This is a genomic window from Flavobacterium sp., assembly GCF_040379285.1.
Lineage (GTDB): Bacteria > Bacteroidota > Bacteroidia > Flavobacteriales > Flavobacteriaceae > Flavobacterium.
Map to the genome: position 1 here is coordinate 1 of NZ_JBEILJ010000101.1, position 2,628 is coordinate 2,628.

The following is a 2,628-nucleotide window of genomic DNA, read 5'->3' on the forward strand; positions in this document are numbered from 1 at the left end:
CATGGGTTGCGATGTAGTAGTCGAAAAACCGATGGCCCTATCCACAGACGACTGCGATGCGATGATTCAGGAGGCACAGAAACGAAACAAAAGGATCTTCTGTGTGATGCAAAATCGCTTTTCGCCGCCCTCCCAATGGATTAAATCAATCATAAACGATAACATACTCGGCGAAATTTATCAAGTTCAAGTCGTTTGCTATTGGAATCGCGACCATCGCTATTATAAAAAAGGACATTGGCATGGAACCCAAGATTTGGACGGCGGTGTGCTGTTTACCCAATTCTCACATTTTATCGATATGGTCTACTGGCTGCTTGGACCCCTTTCCATTAACTACAGTGAGTTCTCCAATTTCAATCATCAAACATTAACAGAATTCGACGATAGCGGTCAAGTCTTGTTTTCATTCGGTGAGCGCGGAAAAGGAAGTTTGAGTTTTTCTACCAGCCTTCACAACCAAAATTTCGAAAGCTCGATTACCATCATCGCCGAAAATGGTACCGTGAAACTTGGCGGTCAATACATGAACGATGTGGTTTACTGCGATATCAAAAACTACGAAATGCCTACTTTGACACCATCTTCTCCGCCAAATGATTATGGACAGTACAAAGGAAGTGCGGCAAATCATCATTTTGTGATTGACGAAGTAGTAAGAAATATGCGTTACAATTCCCCTTGCATTACTACACCAGAAGACGGTCGGGCCGTGGTTGAAATCATCGAAAATATCCATTTGTTGAAAAAATAATTATTTTCAATTCGATTGATATTCAATAATTTACAATCAATCCATTATTAATTTCACTTTTTTTTCAAATTCTTTTGGGGGTAAAAAACAAAATCTGTGTTAATGGCTCGGTATACCCATACCCTAACAGGTAAAATCATGACAAAAGAACAACTGGAAAGCAACACCTTCACCAAATACGCTGCAGGATTAATGCACGATGAAGAATTGCGCAAACTTGAAGATTGGTTAAAGAAAAACCCACAATTCAAACCCACATTGGCTATTATCAAACAACAGGTATCGGCAATGATGCCACAACTTAATCACTAATTCAACATGTCAAACCCAAACAATACTTCCCATCCCGAATCCGACATTGATCAGATTCTAAAGGTTTCGGAAAATTATAAATATTCGTTCGAGGCTAGTAATGATGACGCCTGGAACAAGTTTTCTGCCGCTCGTGAGGCCGAAAAACAAGTACCAACCCCATTTAAAGTTTACAAAAACACATCGCGCTTGTTGCGTGTAGCCGCAGCCGTTGCAATTCTTGCCGTTGGCAGCTGGGCATTTTGGCTTACCACTTTAAATAAAACCTTGGATGCAGGTCAGTTTGCCACAAATGCTGGTCAAATCGAACAAATCACAATGAAAGATGGTAGTGTGATTACATTAAATGCCAATTCAAGTGTGGAATTCAAAGTGACAGAAAAATCGCGCGAAATCAAACTACAAGGGATGGCGCATTTTGAAGTCGCAAAAAATCCAAACGCCCCATTTGTCATTGAGTCAAACAACAATAAAGTAACCGTTTTAGGCACCGGGTTCGACGTTCAGTCTTACGCTGGAAAACCACTCCAAGTAACCGTAAATCACGGAAAGGTAAAAGTGGAGAAACTATCAAATAGTACCATGCTCGAGTCAGTCATTCTTACAAAAGGAATGAGAGTTCGCGAGAATCTGAACCAAGCAAATGCAGCCAACAAACGTTCTCAAATATTCGCCGTTGATTCAAATGTCAATTTGGATGCCGTAAAATGGGAGTCTGGTAACTTGATTTTTACCAATGCCCCAATCGACGATGTGGTTAATGCCATCGAAACGCGCTACAGTAAAAAAATTCAAGTCAGGATACTTAAACCTACTTGTATCATTACCCCAACAGGTACTTCTAACCAAACCTCTGATTTGCAGTTTACCGGTGTATTTAAAAATACCGACGAATTCAGTACTGTAGTTAAAACCATTGAAATCGCCCTAGGATTGCAATTTGAAGTAAAATAAGTACACTCACCGTGCAACGCGGAAACAACTTTTGTTTTCAATAACTTTGTTACACTGTGAAAAAAGCTTTTTGGATTGCGCTCGTATTTTTTCCCCTACTTCTAGGGGCAAAATTCAGTGTCAATTCTCCCAAGCAAAACACACTTCCACAACTCTATTTCACCCCCAATGTCGGGCAGTTCGGCGTTGAAAATCCCAGTATCGCACAGGCCGTAATTCCTGGAGGGGCCGTTTTCATTACCCAAAATGGCATCCGTATCCGAATGGATCACCCAGATGACATCGGCAACAAACACCAAGCCCATCACTACCGAGGAAAAGATACCCAGTTCAGTGTTCGCTACCATATCAGCGACATCCTATTTGCAGGAGGACAATCGCCATCGAAAATTCAATTCCTCGATCCCGCTCCCTTTTACGAAAATTACTTCTTAGGCCAAGATCCAGAAAATTGGAAATCCGCCGTACAACCGATTTCAAAAGTGATACTGGAAAACATCTACCCCCGCATAGATGTCGCCATATATTTCAATAACCAAAATTTAGAATTCGATTGGATCTTGCATCCCGGCGCCGACCCAAGGCTAATCGCACTGAAATTGGATCAG

At 41.3% G+C, this 2,628-nt stretch carries 4 protein-coding genes; all 4 read left to right on the top strand.

Annotation, left to right across the window (positions count from 1 at the left end):
• Positions 1 to 754, top strand: a 754-nt coding sequence (locus ABWO12_RS12275; RefSeq protein WP_353089300.1) for a Gfo/Idh/MocA family protein, incomplete at its 5' end; no start/stop codon positions are given.
• A 102-nt stretch (positions 755 to 856) separates the two neighbouring features.
• Entirely contained in the window at positions 857 to 1,066 is a 210-nt protein-coding gene (locus ABWO12_RS12280) for a hypothetical protein (protein WP_353089301.1), read from the top strand.
• Between the two features lie 6 nt (positions 1,067 to 1,072).
• Entirely contained in the window at positions 1,073 to 2,020 is a 948-nt protein-coding gene (locus tag ABWO12_RS12285) for a FecR family protein (RefSeq protein WP_353089303.1), read from the top strand.
• A gap of 56 nt (positions 2,021 to 2,076) precedes the next feature.
• A partial coding sequence (locus ABWO12_RS12290; protein ID WP_353089304.1) for a DUF7948 domain-containing protein occupies positions 2,077 to 2,628 on the top strand: 552 nt, incomplete at its 3' end.